General features: G+C 65.6%; 15 protein-coding genes. 12 read left to right on the forward strand and 3 right to left on the reverse strand.

From position 1 onward, the window contains the following. Window positions 1-24: 24 nt before the first annotated feature. The 9 genes from uvrC (at window position 25) to WFP78_RS01680 (ending at window position 9,819) form a co-directional block, all read left to right on the forward strand. Window positions 25-1,944: an excinuclease ABC subunit UvrC gene (uvrC, locus tag WFP78_RS01640; RefSeq protein WP_336958017.1), complete on the forward strand. Its 1,920-nt coding sequence runs from the start codon at window positions 25-27 to the stop codon at window positions 1,942-1,944. Window positions 1,945-2,430: 486 nt separating this feature from the next. Next, window positions 2,431-2,640, forward strand: a complete 210-nt coding sequence (locus WFP78_RS01645; RefSeq protein ID WP_336958018.1) for a hypothetical protein — start codon at window positions 2,431-2,433, stop codon at window positions 2,638-2,640. A 280-nt stretch (window positions 2,641-2,920) separates the two neighbouring features. After that, window positions 2,921-4,432 carry an acetyl-CoA hydrolase/transferase family protein gene (locus WFP78_RS01650; RefSeq protein ID WP_336958019.1) on the forward strand — a complete coding sequence of 504 codons (1,512 nt, stop codon included), beginning with the start codon at window positions 2,921-2,923 and terminating at the stop codon, window positions 4,430-4,432. A gap of 87 nt (window positions 4,433-4,519) precedes the next feature. Continuing rightward, window positions 4,520-5,257, forward strand: a complete 738-nt coding sequence (gene recO / locus WFP78_RS01655) for a DNA repair protein RecO (RefSeq protein ID WP_336958020.1) — start codon at window positions 4,520-4,522, stop codon at window positions 5,255-5,257. Window positions 5,258-5,321: 64 nt separating this feature from the next. Further along, window positions 5,322-6,368, forward strand: a complete 1,047-nt coding sequence (gene leuB, locus WFP78_RS01660; RefSeq protein WP_336958021.1) for a 3-isopropylmalate dehydrogenase — start codon at window positions 5,322-5,324, stop codon at window positions 6,366-6,368. A gap of 24 nt (window positions 6,369-6,392) precedes the next feature. Then, window positions 6,393-7,412 carry a threonine dehydratase gene (locus tag WFP78_RS01665; RefSeq protein WP_336958022.1) on the forward strand — a complete coding sequence of 340 codons (1,020 nt, stop codon included), beginning with the start codon at window positions 6,393-6,395 and terminating at the stop codon, window positions 7,410-7,412. After that, window positions 7,409-8,617 (forward strand): trans-sulfuration enzyme family protein, encoded by a 1,209-nt coding sequence (locus tag WFP78_RS01670; RefSeq protein ID WP_336958023.1) that lies wholly within the window; start codon window positions 7,409-7,411, stop codon window positions 8,615-8,617. Before WFP78_RS01665 ends, WFP78_RS01670 begins: the two co-directional genes overlap by 4 nt. A gap of 15 nt (window positions 8,618-8,632) precedes the next feature. Then, the gene (gene apaG, locus WFP78_RS01675; RefSeq protein ID WP_336958024.1) at window positions 8,633-9,031 is read left to right on the forward strand and encodes a Co2+/Mg2+ efflux protein ApaG; all 399 of its coding nucleotides are present in this window, start codon (window positions 8,633-8,635) and stop codon (window positions 9,029-9,031) included. Next, complete coding sequence (locus tag WFP78_RS01680) at window positions 9,028-9,819, forward strand: LysR family transcriptional regulator (RefSeq protein ID WP_336958025.1); 792 nt, start codon at window positions 9,028-9,030, stop codon at window positions 9,817-9,819. The genes apaG and WFP78_RS01680 overlap by 4 nt, the downstream gene beginning before the upstream one ends. Before the next feature lie 181 nt (window positions 9,820-10,000). Here WFP78_RS01680 and WFP78_RS01685 read toward each other — a convergent pair whose 3' ends face one another. The 3 genes from WFP78_RS01685 to WFP78_RS01695 all read right to left on the reverse strand — a co-directional run bounded on the left by WFP78_RS01685 (window position 10,001) and on the right by WFP78_RS01695 (window position 11,894). Then, entirely contained in the window at window positions 10,001-10,423 is a 423-nt protein-coding gene (locus tag WFP78_RS01685) for a bactofilin family protein (RefSeq protein WP_336958026.1), read from the reverse strand. Beyond that, complete coding sequence (locus WFP78_RS01690; RefSeq protein WP_336958027.1) at window positions 10,362-11,543, reverse strand: M23 family metallopeptidase; 1,182 nt, start codon at window positions 11,541-11,543, stop codon at window positions 10,362-10,364. Before WFP78_RS01690 ends, WFP78_RS01685 begins: the two co-directional genes overlap by 62 nt. A gap of 204 nt (window positions 11,544-11,747) precedes the next feature. Continuing rightward, the gene (locus WFP78_RS01695) at window positions 11,748-11,894 is read right to left on the reverse strand and encodes a hypothetical protein (RefSeq protein WP_336958028.1); all 147 of its coding nucleotides are present in this window, start codon (window positions 11,892-11,894) and stop codon (window positions 11,748-11,750) included. Between the two features lie 359 nt (window positions 11,895-12,253). Here WFP78_RS01695 and rpsL point away from each other — a divergent pair, with 359 nt between their 5' ends. From rpsL to fusA, 3 genes are all read left to right on the forward strand, one after another. After that, window positions 12,254-12,625: a 30S ribosomal protein S12 gene (rpsL, locus tag WFP78_RS01700; protein ID WP_253339994.1), complete on the forward strand. Its 372-nt coding sequence runs from the start codon at window positions 12,254-12,256 to the stop codon at window positions 12,623-12,625. 15 nt (window positions 12,626-12,640) lie between these two features. Beyond that, the gene (rpsG, locus tag WFP78_RS01705) at window positions 12,641-13,111 is read left to right on the forward strand and encodes a 30S ribosomal protein S7 (RefSeq protein ID WP_275485319.1); all 471 of its coding nucleotides are present in this window, start codon (window positions 12,641-12,643) and stop codon (window positions 13,109-13,111) included. Window positions 13,112-13,321: 210 nt separating this feature from the next. Next, window positions 13,322-15,397: an elongation factor G gene (fusA, locus tag WFP78_RS01710; protein WP_336958029.1), complete on the forward strand. Its 2,076-nt coding sequence runs from the start codon at window positions 13,322-13,324 to the stop codon at window positions 15,395-15,397. Window positions 15,398-15,471: the final 74 nt, after the last annotated feature.

Genomic DNA, 15,471 nt, shown 5'->3' on the forward strand with positions numbered 1-15,471 from the left:
TCCCACTCCGCCTAGATAGGCGGCATGTCCCGTCCCCAGTCCCCCGACCGTTTCAATGAGGATAGCGCCACCTTCACCGTCCGTGGCGCCGGCATGCCCGATCTGGATGCGGGGGTGGAGGCGATCCGCAACGTGTTGAAGACGCTGCCGACGCGGCCCGGCGTCTATCGCATGCAGGATGCGCGCGGGGACGTGCTGTATGTGGGCAAGGCGCGAGCGCTGCGGAACCGCGTGACCAATTATACCCAGGTCGACCGGCTGTCGCGGCGGCTGCAGCGCATGGTGTCGCAGACGCGCTCCATGACCATCGTCACCACCAATAACGAGGCAGAGGCACTGCTGCTGGAGGCGCAGCTGATCAAGCGCTTTCGTCCGCCCTATAATGTGCTGCTGCGCGACGACAAAAGCTTCCCCTTCATCCTGCTGCGCGAGGATCATGATTTTCCGCGCATCCAGAAGCATCGCGGCGCGCGCAAGGCGAAGGGGCGCTATTATGGCCCCTTCGCCAGCGCCGGATCGGTGACGCGCACGATCAACGCGCTGCAGAAGCTGTTCCTGCTGCGCAGCTGCACCGACAGCTTCTTCGCCAACCGCTCGCGGCCCTGCCTGCTCTACCAGATCAAGCGCTGCTCCGCGCCCTGCGTCGGGCGGATCGACGATGCGGCCTATGCCGAGCTGGTGCAGGATGCGCAGGATTTCCTGGGCGGCAAGTCGACCAAGGTGCAGCAGAAGCTGGGTGTGGCGATGGAACGGGCGGCCGAGGCGCTGGATTTCGAGCAGGCCGCCGTGCTGCGCGACCGGCTAAAGGCGCTGACCTTCATCCAGGGCAGCCAGGCGATCAACGCCGAGGGGCTGGGCGATGCCGACATCTTCGCGCTGGCGTCCAAGGGCGGGGCGATGTGCATCCAGGCCTTTTTCATCCGCGGCGGGCAGAATTGGGGGCATCGCAGCTTCTTCCCCATCCACACCGCGGAAGTGGCAGAGGACGAGGTGCTGGCAAGCTTCATGGCGCAATTTTACGAGGAAGTGCCGCCGCCGAAACTGGTGCTGGCCGATCGCGCGCCGGCGGAGTCCGACCTGATCGCGCAGGCGCTGACCGAGCGGATCGGCAGCCGGGTGCGGATCGAGACGCCCCAGCGCGGCGATCGCATGAAGCTGATCCGGCAGGCGCAGCGCAATGCGGTGGAGGCGCTGGACCGGCGGCTCGCCGAGACGACGACGCAGGCGAAGGTGTTGGACGGCATGGTCGACGCCTTCGGGCTGGAGGGCGTGCCGGACCGCATCGAGATTTACGACAACAGCCATATCCAGGGCAGTCATGCGCTGGGCGCGATGGTGGTCGCGGGGCCGGAGGGCTTCCGCAAGAGCGCCTATCGCAAGTTCAACATCAAGAACCCCGATACTGCGCCGGGCGACGACTTCGCGATGATGCGCGAGGTGTTCGAGCGGCGTTTTGGCCGGGCCCAGAGGGAAGACCCTGATCGGGAGAGCGGCGAATGGCCCGATCTGGTGCTGATCGACGGCGGCAAGGGCCAGCTGTCGGCCGCGCGCGCAATGCTGGAGGAAATGGGCATCGAGGATGTCTGCATGGTCGGCATCGCCAAGGGGCCGCATCATGGCCGCGAGGGGCGGGAAGTGTTCCACCTGATGGACGGGCGCGAAGTGACGTTCCCGCTCAACGACCCGGTGCTGTTCTATCTGCAGCGGCTGCGCGACGAAGTGCATCGCTATGCCATCGGCGCGCATCGCGACAAGCGCAGCAAGGCGATCACCGTGAGTTCGCTGGACGAGGTGCCGGGCATCGGCCCCGCCCGCAAGAAGGCGCTGCTGATGCATTTCGGCACGGCCAAGGCGGTGAAGAATGCCGCGCTGGAAGACCTGCAGCGCGCGCCCGGTGTGTCGACGGCGGTGGCGCAGCAGGTCTATGATTATTTCCATGGGTGAAGCGGCGGCGGGGGCGCGCGCCATGCACATCACGCGGCAATTGCAAAAGTCGCGATCCTGCCCTATATAGCGTTTGTTGACGTCGTTTATGACGATCTGTGATCCTTCCCGGATATGTGCGCATCAAGGCGCGAAGAGAGGGAAGGTCTGGCTTGAAGCGTGAAGCTTCCTTCAGATCATGGTTCTCAAACAGTCGCTTGACCGGAGGCATCATCGTCATGGGGCGATGGGCTCTGCAATTTTATATGGCGGTATGACCCGCCAGGGATTTCATGCATAATTCAAATCAATCAGTTCGTACCATTCTGACTCTCCCCTTCGACCGTTCGTTGCCCCGCGCAGCCGCCAAGAGCAGGCCCGTCGCGACATTGTCGAGCAGAGAGCTTCAAAAGATCGTGGCCGACATCCTCGGCTGACCACCACACCAGGCAGGGCATCCGCTCCGCCTGGTGTTTTCATTTCCATCTCGGCACGGGAGCACACAATATGAGTAGAGAAATCGTCAAGCCATTCCTGGTCAACAAGGACGAGGGGGGCAGCTATCGGCTGACCGTGCGCGACACGCGCTTCAATTCGCAGGGCTATCCGATCGTGAAGGCCACGCTGCAGGAAGAGCTGTTCAAGACCGCCTCTGCCGCGAAGGCCTTTGCCCGCGAGCATTTCGGTGCCGAGCCGGGCCAATACGCGACCAAATAAGGCTGGCGTTGCGGGTGCGCACATGCGTCCCGGACCATTGCCATCAATATCGTGCCCCGCACCTGCCGGATGCCCCTGTGGCGACGGCGGTTGCGGGGCATTCCTTATGGAACGGGCCCTATGGGATGGGCGATGGCGGTGGCGTAAGCAGTGGCATTCCGATGCCCTTTTCGACTAAAGTCGAGGGGGGCGAAATGGGGCGAATTGCCTATCGAGCCGCCAGCGGTCCGCAGAGGCCGGAAGAGCGGATGCCAGCCTTACCCGTCAAGGAGAGCCTTCCGTGTCCAGTCGCATCGCCAACCCGACCCTTGCCGCGCGCGTCATCAGCGCAGAGGATGCCGCCAGCTTCATCAGCGATGGCATGACCGTGGGGATGAGCGGCTTCACCGGATCGGGCTATCCCAAGGTGGTGCCGATGGCGCTCGCCCAGCGGATCGAGCAGGAGCATGCCGCCGGGCGGCCGCTGCGGATGAAGGTGTGGACCGGCGCGTCGACCGGGCCGGAGCTGGACGGCGCGCTGGCGCGGGCGGACGGCATCGAGCTGCGCCTGCCCTATAATAGCGACCCCATCGCCCGCGAGCGGATCAACCGGGGCGAGATGAATTATCTCGACATGCACCTGTCCCAGGTCGCGCCGATGGCGTGGCAGGGTTTCCTGGGCGAGCTGGACATCGCGGTGGTCGAGGTATCGGGCATCCGCGAGGACGGGTCGCTGATCCCCTCTTCCTCGATCGGCAACAACAAGACCTGGCTGGACCGGGCGAGCCGCGTGATCCTGGAGGTCAACAGCTGGCAGAATGCCGCGCTGGAGGGGATGCACGACATCTATTACGGCACCGCGCTGCCGCCGCATCGCGTGCCGATCCCGCTGGTGCGCGCCGACGACCGGATCGGCCAGCCCTATCTGCGCTGCGATCCCGACAAGATCCTGGGCATCGTGGAAACCGACGCGCCGGACCGCAATGCGCCCTTCTCCCCGCCGGACGCGTCGGCACACGCCATTGCCGGGCATTTGCTGGAATTCCTGCGACATGAAGTGGGCAGGGGCCGCCTGCCCCCCTCGCTGCTGCCGCTGCAATCGGGCGTCGGCAATATCGCCAATGCCGTGCTCGCCGGCCTGCTCGACAGCCCGTTCGAGGACATGGTCGCCTATACCGAGGTGATCCAGGACGGGATGCTGGACCTGCTCTCGTCGGGTAAGCTGCGCATGGCGTCGGCCACCGCCTTCTCGCTGAGCCCGGAGGCGTCGGCCGCGCTCAATGCGGACATGCACAAGTTCCGCGACAAGATGATCCTGCGCCCGCAGGAGATCAGCAACCATCCCGAGCTGGTGCGGCGGCTGGGCTGCATCGCGATGAACGGCCTGATCGAGGCGGACATCTACGGCAATGTGAACTCCACCCATGTCATGGGATCGCGCATCCAGAACGGGATCGGCGGATCGGGCGATTTCGCGCGCAACGCCTATCTTTCCGTCTTCGTGACGCCGTCCACGGCCAAGGGCGGCGCGATTTCCGCCATCGTGCCGCATGTCAGCCATGTCGACCATATCACCCAGGACGTGCAGGTGATCGTGACCGAGCAGGGGCTGGCGGACCTGCGTGGCCTGGCCCCGCGCCAGCGCGCCGAAGTGGTGATCGAACGCTGCGCTCATCCCGACTATCGCCCGCAGCTGCGCGATTATTACAAGCGCGCCCGCGAAGGCGCCTATGGCCAGCAGACGCCGATGCTGCCGGGCGAGGCGCTGGCATGGCACCAGCGCTTCATGGATACGGGGACGATGCGCGCCTGATGGCGGCCGCCGCGTGGAGCGGCTATATGGCGGTGGCCGCAGAGCGGCTATATGGCGATGGCCGCCTAGAGCGGCTATGAGCGCCGCATGTCCGGCCTCTCCACCATCGCGATCGTCTGTGCCGTGCGCCATCATGGCGAGCATGGCGCGATCGCGCGGTTGATGACGCCGGACCATGGGCTGTTGCCCGGCTATGTGCGGGGCGGCCGTTCGCGGACGATGCGGCCGGTGCTGCAGCCGGGCAATGCGGTGCAGGCGGAGTATCGCTGGCGGACGGAGGAGCAGCTGGCCGGGCTGGGCGTGGAGCTGGCGCACAGCCGCGCGCCCTTGCTGGCCGAGCCCTTGCCCGCCGCCGCGATCGACTGGACCTGCGCGCTGACGGCCTCTGCTTTGCCGGAGGCCAATGCCTATCCTGCGCTGTACCAGGCGCTGGACGGCGTGCTGGGCGCGGTGGAGGCGGCGCCGGCGGCGCGCGGATGGGCGGTGGCGCTGATCCGCTATGAGCTGCTGCTGCTCGCCGAGCTGGGCTTCGGCCTCGATCTGTCGGATTGCACCGTCACCGGGGGGCGGGACGATCTGGCGTTCGTCAGCCCGAAAAGCGCTGCCGCCGTCAGTCGCGCGGCGGCTGTCGGCTATGAGTCGCGCCTGCTGCCGCTGCCGGCATTCCTGGTCGGGGGCGGGCAGGCGGAGGATTGGGGCGCGATCTTCGACGGGCTGGCGCTGACCGGCCATTTCCTCGCGCGGTCGGTGCTGACCGACTGGCGGGCGGAGGTGCTTGCGGCGCGCGAGCGGCTGGTGGACCGGCTGAAAAGGGCGGTTGCGTAAAACGGCCCCCGATCATAAGGCGGCCGCGCTATATTCTGCCCAGAGCTTTGCGAGGAAAAGACACATGCTGGTTGCGCTGCTGCCCGGTGACGGGATCGGTCCCGAAGTGATTGCGCAGGCGCGCCGCGTGCTCGACGCCCTTCGCATCGATGGCCTCACCTATGAGGAAGCACTGGTCGGGGGCGTCGCCTACAAGGCGAAGGGGCATCCGCTGCCGCCCGAGACGCTGGATATTGCCCGGCGTGCCGACGCCATCCTGTTCGGTGCGGTGGGCGATCCCGATTGCGACAATCTGGAACGTCATCTGCGCCCGGAACAGGCGATATTGGGCCTGCGCAAGGAGCTGGTGCTCTTCTCCAACCTGCGCCCGGCCAAGGTCTTTCCCTGCCTTGCCGATGCGTCGGCGCTGCGACCCGAGGTCGCCTCCGCCATCGACCTGCTGATCGTGCGCGAGCTGAATGGCGACGTCTATTTCGGTGAAAAGGGCATGCGCACGACCGCCACCGGCCTGCGCGAGGGCTATGACGTCATGTCCTATAATGAGGCCGAGGTGCGCCGGATCGCCCATAGCGCGTTCAAGGCGGCGCAGGCGCGGCGCGGCAAGCTGTGCTCCGTCGACAAGGCCAATGTGCTCGAAACCTCGCAGCTGTGGCGCGACGTAGTGATCGAGGTTTCGAAGGACTATCCCGACGTCGCGCTGACCCATATGTATGTCGACAACGCCGCGATGCAGCTGGTGCGCAACCCCGGCCAGTTCGACGTGATCGTGACCGGCAACCTGTTCGGCGACATCCTGTCCGATCAGGCGAGCATGTGCGTGGGCTCCATCGGCATGCTGGCCTCTGCCTCGCTCGATGCGAACGGCAAGGGGCTGTATGAGCCGATCCACGGCAGCGCCCCGGACATCGCCGGGCAGGGCAAGGCCAATCCTTTGGCAACGGTCCTGTCGGCGGCGATGATGCTGCGTTATTCGCTTGGGCTTCCCGAGGCTGCGGACCGTATCGAAGCGGCCGTTGCCGGGGCGCTTGAGGCCGGTGCGCGCGGACCCGACCTTGGCGGCTCGATGACCACCGCGCAGATGGGCGACGCCGTGCTGGCCGCGCTGGCATAGGATCGCCCCCAAGTCAGGAACAGGATGGACGACTTCTCTCTCGCTTCGCTGCGGCAGGCCGCGCAGATGGTGCATGCGCAAGTGCCGCCGACGCCGCAATATGCCTGGCCGCTGCTTGCCCGCCGCGCGGGCTGCGAGGTGTGGGTGAAGCATGAGAATCACACGCCCACCGGCGCCTTCAAGGTGCGTGGGGCGATCACCTATATCGACTGGCTGCGGCGCACCCATCCGGAGGTGACGGGCATCATCACCGCGACGCGCGGCAATCATGGGCAGGCGCAGGTGCGCGCGGCGACGGCCGCGGGGCTTTCCGCCACCATCGTCGTGCCGCATGGCAATGCGCTGGAAAAGAACGCCGCGATGCGCGCATTCGGCGCGGAACTGATCGAGCATGGCCATGATTTCGACAGCGCCAAGGCGGAGGCCATGGCGCGGGCGCAGCAATATGGCCTGTTCATGGTGCCGGCCTATCATGACCAGCTGGTACGCGGCGTGGCGAGCTATGGGCTGGAATTGTTCGACGCGGTGCCCGATCTCGACACCGTCTATGTGCCCGTCGGCTGCGGATCGGGCCTGTGCGGCACGATCGCCGCGCGCGACGCGCTGGGGTTGAAGACGAAGGTGGTCGGCGTCGTTTCCGCCCATGTCGACGCGGCGAAGCGATCGTTCGAGGCGGGCCGGCTGCTGCCCAGCCCCACCGCCTATACCTTTGCCGATGGCGTTGCGGTGTGTACGCCGGTCCAGGCGGCGCTCGACTATTACGGGTCGCGGGCGGACCGCTTCGTGGCGGTGGACGACGACGAGGTGGCGGAGGCGATCCGCATCTACTGGCAGGATACGCACAACCTGGCGGAGGGCGCGGGCGCGGTCGCGCTGGCGGCTCTGCTTCAGGAAAAGCACGTCATGGCCGGCAAGAAGGTTGCGGTGATCCTGTCTGGCGGTAATTGCGACATGACACAGGCGGCGGAGATTCTGGCCGGGGGCACCCCGGACGTTCGTCCGCCGGCATTGCAGGCACAGGAACGACGGGCAAAGGCATCATGAAAAGACATTCAGGGCAGGACCGCAGCATCACCGCCAACTGGCGCCCGGCAACGCTGGCCGTGCGTGGCGGCACGGCGCGGTCTGAATGGGGCGAGACGTCGGAAGCGCTCTTCCTGACATCCGGCTACAGCTATGAGCGGGCGGAAGACGCGGCGGCGCGCTTTGCCGGCGAGCAGCAGGGCATGACCTATTCGCGCCTGCAGAACCCGACGGTCGAGATGCTGGAACAGCGCATCGCCCTGCTGGAAGGCGCCGAAGCCTGCCGCGCGACGGCGACCGGCATGGCGGCGATGACCGCCGCGCTGCTGTGCCAGCTGCAGCAGGGCGACCATGTCGTCGCGGCCAAGGCGGCGTTCGGATCGTGCCGCTGGCTGACCGACACGCTGCTGCCCAAATTCGGCATCGAGACGACGACGATCCACGCCCCCGATATCGACGCATGGAAGGCGGCGATCCGCCCGAACACCAAGGTCTTCTTCTTCGAGACCCCGGCGAACCCGACGATGGATATCGTCGACCTGGAAGCGGTGTGCGGCATCGCGCGCGACCATGGCATCACCAGCGTGGTCGACAATGCCTTTGCCTCGCCCGCGCTGCAGCGGCCGATGGACTTCGGCGCCGATGTCGTCGCCTATAGCGCGACCAAGATGATGGACGGGCAGGGAAGGGTGCTGGCCGGCGCGATCTGCGGCACCGAGGACTGGATCATCAACACGCTGCTGCCCTTCCACCGCAACACCGGGCCGACGCTGTCCGCCTTCAACGCCTGGGTGGTGCTCAAGGGGCTGGAGACGCTGGACCTGCGCGTGCAGCGGCAGAGCGAGAATGCGCTGAAGGTGGCGCAGTTCCTGGAAGGCCGCGTGGCCAAGGTGCTGTATCCGGGCCTGCCCAGCCATCCGCAGCACGCCCTGGCGATGAAGCAGATGAAGGCCGCCGGGCCGATCTTCGCCATCCATGTGGGCGGTGGGCGCAAGGAGGCGCATGGGCTGCTCAACGGCCTGAACCTGATCGACATCAGCAACAATATCGGCGACTCGCGCTCGCTGATGACGCACCCGTCCTCGACCACCCATTATGGCATGGCGGAGGCCGCGCGGCTGGAAGTGGGCATCACCGAGGACATGCTGCGCCTCAATGTCGGGCTGGAAGACCCGCAGGACCTGATCGAGGATCTGGATCGGGCATTGACTGGAATCGGTCTCTAGGCGCATGCGGAGAGGGTGAACGCGTTTTTCCCCCTGGCCGCGACCACGCGCGACATCACCGTGCGGGTCGCCGTGAGTTTTCTGCCCGAGCAATCGGAGCCGGACCGGGGGCGCTGGTTCTGGGCCTATCATATCCGCATCGAAAATCATGGCGATCAGCCGGCGCAGCTTTTGACCCGGCGCTGGCTGATCACCGATGGCCGGGGCGCGCAGCACAAGGTCGAGGGCGAGGGCGTCGTCGGCGAACAGCCGGTGGTGCAGCCCGGCAAATCCTATGATTATGTGTCGGGATGTCCGCTGGCCACGCCGACCGGTGCCATGGAGGGAAGCTATCATATGCTGGCGAGCGATGGCCGCACGTTCGAGGTCGCCATTCCCCGTTTCGCGCTGATCGCGCCGGCGGTGGCCGAATGAAGCGGACCCATTTGCCGCTCAACGGCCTGCGCGTGCTGGATGCCGCCGCGCGCCACCTGAGCTTCACCCGCGCGGCGGACGAACTGGCGGTGACGCCGGCGGCCGTGGGGCAACAGATTCGCGCGCTGGAGGACATGCTGGGCGTGGTGCTCTTCCGCCGCACGCCCAGGGGGCTGGAACTGACGCCGGAGACCGAGGCGGGGCTGGACGCGCTGCGGTCCGGCTTCCTGCAGTTCGAGGAAGCGGTGCGGGCGATGCAGGCGGGGCAATCCAGCCTGTCGCTGACCATCGCCGCGCCGCGCGACATTTCCGCGCGCTGGCTGCAGCCGCGCCTTGCCGACTATGCGAAGGACAAGCCCGACCTGCATTTCTCGCTGATCGCGGCGGACGAGGCGCTGGACTTCACCGAGGCCAATCTCGACATCGCCCTGCGCCTGACCGATGGCCCCGGCGAACATGAAGGCGTGCGCGTGGGCGAGGCGCATTTCGTGACGGTCGAGGCGGCGAGCGGCGGGCCGCAGGCGCGGATCGAATGGCCGGGCTGCCCGACGGGCGAACTGCCCGTGATCATGCGCGTGGCCGATGGCGGCCTGGCGATCGAGGCGGCGGCGAACGGCTTTGGCCAGGCATGCGTGCCGGTGCTGCTGGCCGCGCGCGACTTGGCCGATGGGCGGGTGCGGCAGGTCGGCGACGGCTGCGACGCCACGCGCGGCTACTGGCTGATCGCGCCCTTGCCGCAATGGCGGCAGAAGAAGGTCAAGGCATTGGTCGAGGCGCTGACGGCTTAGGACTGACCTTTGGGCCAGTGCCGTCTCACTGAAACACCTTCCATCCGCAGGTTGTCATTCCCGCGCAGGCGGGAATCCATTTTCCGGTAAGAAGTATCAGGAACAACGGTTTGGAGATGGGTTCCCGCCTGCGCGGGAATGACGGATTGGGCTGGAGGTTCCAATCCCAACCTGCGCTGGCTCAGGCCGCGCTTTCATTGGTGATGAGCTTCAACTCGCCGGCGGGTGCGCTGCCCTTGTGGGTGAAGCGGCCGTCGATCCGGCCACCGGCGGCGATGGTGATGCGTTCGTAGCGCACATCTCCGGTGATCCTCGCCGTTGCTTCCACCACCAGCTCCTCGGCCTCGATCGACCCGTCGATCAGGCCGGCGAGGCGGGCGCTCCTGGCGGTGACATGGCCGACGATCCTGCTGTCCGGCCCCTGCACCAGCGCGGCGCAGGCGATGTCGCCTTCCACCATGCCGTCGATATGCAGGTCCACGGAGGCAGCGATGTCGCCCGTCACGGACACATCGCCGCCGATCAGCGAGAAGGGTGTGTGCCTAGCCCCGGTTGCCGATTTCGGCGAAGCGCTGCTTGGCGATTTTCTGGGCTTCGAGAACATCGCGGTCGGCCTCCAGGAAGCGGCGGGGATTGATGGGTGCGCCGTTCATGCGCACTTCGAAATGGAGATGGGTGCCCGTCGAGCGGCCGGTGGAGCCCATGCGCGCGATCTGGTCGCCGCGCGCGACCGTCTGGCCGATGCGGGTGGTGAAGCGGGAGAGATGGGCGTACCGGGTCATCAGGCCGTTGCCATGATCGACCTCCACGACATTGCCATAGCCCTGGCGCTGGCCGACATAGCTGACCCGGCCGCCGGCGGCCGCGAGGATCGGCTGGCCGTAGGCGCCGGGAAAATCGAGCCCGGCATGGAAGGCCGCCGCGCCGTTGAACGGATCGCGGCGATAGCCATAGGAGCTGGACAGCATCGGCGTGGCGGTCGGCTTGCCCGAAGGAATGGCGACCAGCCCGTTTTCAAGCGCGTTGAGGCGGCTGATGGCGCTGGCCAGCTGGGTGAACTCCTCGGTCAGCGCGTCGCGGTCGCCATTCCAGGGAATGAAGGGGCCGCCCTGAGCCGCGCTGCCCCGTGCCCCGCTGCGCCGCGCGATCTGGCTGGGGTTGAGGCCGAAGCTGCGGATGGCGGCCTCTGCGTCCTGCGTCCGGTGCGCGACGGCGGTCTTGAGCAGGCGGGCGAAGCGAAGCTGGCGCTGCTCGACGGTGAGCAGGCCGCGTGCTTCGGGGCCGATGGCGCTGATTTTCTTGGATGTGCCATCGGATTGCTTCGCGCCGTCCTGCGTTCCGGCGGCGGGTCGCCCCACCACCGCTTGAGCATCCGGTTGCGACCCGAAGTTGCTCTTGTACAATTCTTCCAGGAAATCCTGGCGGGATTTCAGGTCCTGCGCGATATCGTCGACCGAAGCGCCATAGGCGTTCACGCGCCGCGCCTTGCCCGCGATGGCGGCGCCCTGCCGGGCGAGGGCGGCCTGCTGGGCGGCGATGTCCGCCTTGCCGAGCAGCATCGCGGCTGTCGCGCCGGCCGAACCGACCAGCAGTGTCGTCACCAGCGCAGCCGCGATGATCTGGGTCCGGGCACCGATGCGGATGAAGCGCACGCGCCCTTCGCTCCGCAGGAAGATTTCCCGTTCCGCAAACAAGGCGACGGCACCGGTCCTGAGGCCGGCCATCGCCGTTCCAATTTTATGAAGCACCTGCGAGCCCGATTTATGGTTGTCTTGAGTCGGGGCGCTAACAAAGGAACGCGCGGCGCGCGAATCGGACTCCGCGGACTCGGGGCGAGTCGAACAAGGGGCGCGACGAAACGATCAGATCGCCTGTTGGTTCCGGCGTATCGTCAAAAAAACGTAAATCAAAATGTCGCCTGCGCGCGTTCAGAAGAGTCGAGTCGAAACCGCCACGACCAGCGCGATGGCCGCCCATAGGCCAAGCGAGAGCAGGCCCGCCAGCTTCAGCCCCCGGCATATCTTCGGCACCTGTCTGGGCACGAGCCGGTCGGATTGTGGATAAGGATTCCTCATGGCATCCTCCATTGTCCCATGCCGGGCCGCGATATCCGCCGCGGTCGCCGCCTGGCCTTTCCCTTTCGGAGAATAACGGCGCAGGGGCGGCGCGGTTCCCGAGCGATCGGCCCGGCGGGGGCGGGAAAATCGCGCCGCTTGACCGGCTGTCGGGCCATCGCTATAGCGCGCGGCTGATCGGCGACCGGACCGGGGACTCGTTTTCCCGGATCATCCGTCGGTCAAAGCAGAGCTGAACATTGCCGGTGCTCATGCGGCTCCAGGGGTCTTTCGCGACCTCCGGGGCCATTGCCGTTGGAACGAACGGCAGTGACGCGGATGAGTAGCTGTCAAAGTAACTGAAAAAGGTGAAGGGCTTCATGCCAACGATCAACCAGCTGGTCCGCAAGGGCCGCGAACCGCAGAAGGCCAAGTCAAAGGTCCCTGCGATGGAGGCGAACCCGCAGAAGCGCGGCGTTTGCACCCGCGTCTATACGACGACCCCGAAGAAGCCGAACTCGGCGCTCCGTAAAGTGGCCAAGGTTCGCCTGGTCAACCAGCGCGAAGTCATCACCTATATTCCGGGTGAAGGCCACAACCTGCAGGAGCACTCCGTTGTTCTGATCCGTGGCGGCCGCGTCCGCGATCTTCCCGGCGTGCGTTACCACGTACTTCGCGGCGTTCTGGATACCCAGGGCGTCAAGGATCGCAAGCAGAGCCGTTCGAAGTACGGCGCCAAGCGTCCGAAATAAGGGGAGACAAATAGCATGTCACGTCGTCGTCGCCCCGAAAAGCGGGTCATCCTGCCCGATCCCAAATTCGGTGATCAGGTTCTGTCCAAGTTCATGAACAGCATCATGGAGGACGGCAAGAAGGCCGTCGCCGAGTCCATCGTCTACGGTGCGCTCGAAACCGTCGAGACCAAGTCCAAGAAGGACCCGGTCGCGATGTTCCATGACGCGCTCAACAATGTGAAGCCCGGTATCGAGGTCCGCAGCCGCCGCGTCGGTGGTGCGACCTACCAGGTCCCCGTCGAAGTGCGCCCCGAGCGTGCCCAGGCGCTGGCCATCCGCTGGCTGATCACCGCCGCGCGCAACCGCAGCGAGACCACCATGGCCGCCCGCCTTTCCGGCGAGCTGCTGGACGCTGCCAACAACCGCGGCAACGCAGTGAAGAAGCGTGAAGACACGCACCGGATGGCGGAAGCCAACCGCGCCTTCTCGCATTACCGCTGGTAAATACCATATAGGGAGGCGAGGGCCGGAATCGGTCCTCCCTCCCGAATACCGTTCGCCCTGAGCTTGTTGACCCGAAGGGCGGGCGAAGCCCAATGGCTGCGTTTCTTCCCCGGAAGAAAAAAAGCAGGGCTTCGACAAGTTCGGCCCGAACGGACATGAGAATTCAGTCCTCAGGTTTGACCGCCGCATGACGGCAACGGAGTAACGACCATGGCCCGCAGCCATCCGCTCGAGAAATATCGCAATATCGGCATCATGGCGCACATCGACGCCGGCAAGACGACCACGACCGAGCGTATCCTTTACTACACCGGCAAGTCCTACAAGATCGGCGAAGTCCATGACGGCGCCGCCACGATGGACTGGATGGAGCAGGAGCAGGAGCGCGGCATCACGATCACGTCGGCCGCCACGACCTGTTTCTGGGACGATCACCGGATCAACATCATCGACACCCCCGGGCACGTCGACTTCACCATCGAAGTCGAGCGTTCGCTGCGCGTGCTCGATGGCGCGGTCGCGTGCTTCGACGGTGTTGCCGGCGTTGAGCCGCAGTCCGAAACCGTGTGGCGCCAGGCCGAGAAATATCACGTGCCCCGCATGTGCTTCGTCAACAAGCTGGACCGCACCGGCGCCAGCTTCGAGCGTTGCGTCAGCATGATCAAGGACCGCCTGGGTGCGCGTCCCGCCGTGCTGTATCTGCCCATCGGCATCGAGGGCGATTTCATCGGCCTGGTCGACCTCGTCCATGATCGTTCGATCATCTGGAAGAACGAAGCGCTGGGCGCCGAGTTCTCCTATGGCGAGATTCCCGACGACCTGAAGGACGCTGCCGCCACCGCCCGCTCGGAACTGATCGAGATGGCTGTCGAGCAGGACGACGACCTGATGGAAGCCTATCTGGAAGGCAATGAGCCGACCACGGCCCAGCTCAAGGCGCTGATCCGCAAGGGTACGCTGAACTTCTCGTTCGTGCCGGTGCTGTGCGGTTCCGCGTTCAAGAACAAGGGCGTCCAGCCCCTGCTCGACGCGGTCGTGGACTATCTGCCTTCGCCGCTCGACATTCCCGACGTTCAGGGTCTCAAGCTTGACGGCGTCACCCCGGACACCCGTCCGCCGGCCGACGACGCGCCGTTCAGCGCGCTTGCGTTCAAGATCATGAACGACCCCTTTGTCGGTACGCTGACCTTCGCCCGCATCTATTCGGGCAAGCTGGAAGCCGCCTCGTCCGTCACCAACTCGGTGAAGGACAAGAAGGAGAAGGTCGGCCGCATGCTGCTGATGCATGCGAACAGCCGTGAGGACATCCAGGAAGCGTTCGCGGGCGACATCGTTGCGCTGGCGGGCCTGAAGGAAACCACCACGGGCGACACGCTGTGCGCCTCCAACGCGCCGATCATCCTTGAGCGCATGGAATTCCCCGAGCCCGTCATCGAGCTGTCGGTGGAACCCAAGACCAAGGCCGACCAAGAAAAGATGGGCATCGCGCTCAACCGTCTCGCCCGCGAAGATCCGTCCTTCCGCGTGTCGTCCGACGCCGAAAGCGGCCAGACGATCATCAAGGGCATGGGCGAGCTTCACCTCGAAATCCTTGTCGACCGCATGAAGCGCGAGTTCAAGGTCGAGGCGAATGTCGGCGCGCCGCAGGTCGCCTATCGCGAATATCTCGCGAAGAAGGTCGACATCGACTATACCCACAAGAAGCAGTCGGGCGGTTCGGGCCAGTTCGGTCGCGTCAAGCTGACCGTCATCCCCGGCGAGCGTGGCTCGGGCTTCCAGTTCTTCGACGAGATCAAGGGCGGCAATATTCCCAAGGAATATATCCCCTCGGTCGAGAAGGGCATGCGCGAGACCGCCGAATCGGGTTCGCTGATCGGCTTCCCGATCATCGACTTCGAAGTCCACCTGACCGACGGCGCCTATCATGACGTCGACTCGTCGGCGCTGGCGTTCGAAATCTGTGCCCGCGGCGCGATGCGCGAAGCGGCCCAGAAGTCGGGCATCAAGCTGCTCGAGCCGATCATGAAGGTCGAGGTCGTCACCCCGGAGGATTATCTGGGCGACGTCATCGGCGACATGAACAGCCGTCGCGGCCAGATTCAGGGCACCGACAGCCGGGGCAACGCCCAGGTGGTCGAGGCGATGGTGCCGCTGGCCAACATGTTCGGTTATGTGAACCAGCTCCGCTCGTTCACCCAGGGCCGCGCGCAGTACAGCATGCAGTTCTCGCACTATGACGAAGTGCCGCAGAACGTTGCCGACGAGGTGAAGGCCAAGATGGCCTGAAAATCCTGAACCGGCCCGCTCCGGTGGGTCGGTTAGGACTTTCATTATGCAAATTTGCTGCTATGGACGCGCCT

This window comes from Sphingobium aquiterrae (assembly GCF_037154135.1).
GTDB classification, from domain to species: Bacteria; Pseudomonadota; Alphaproteobacteria; order Sphingomonadales; family Sphingomonadaceae; genus Sphingobium; species Sphingobium aquiterrae.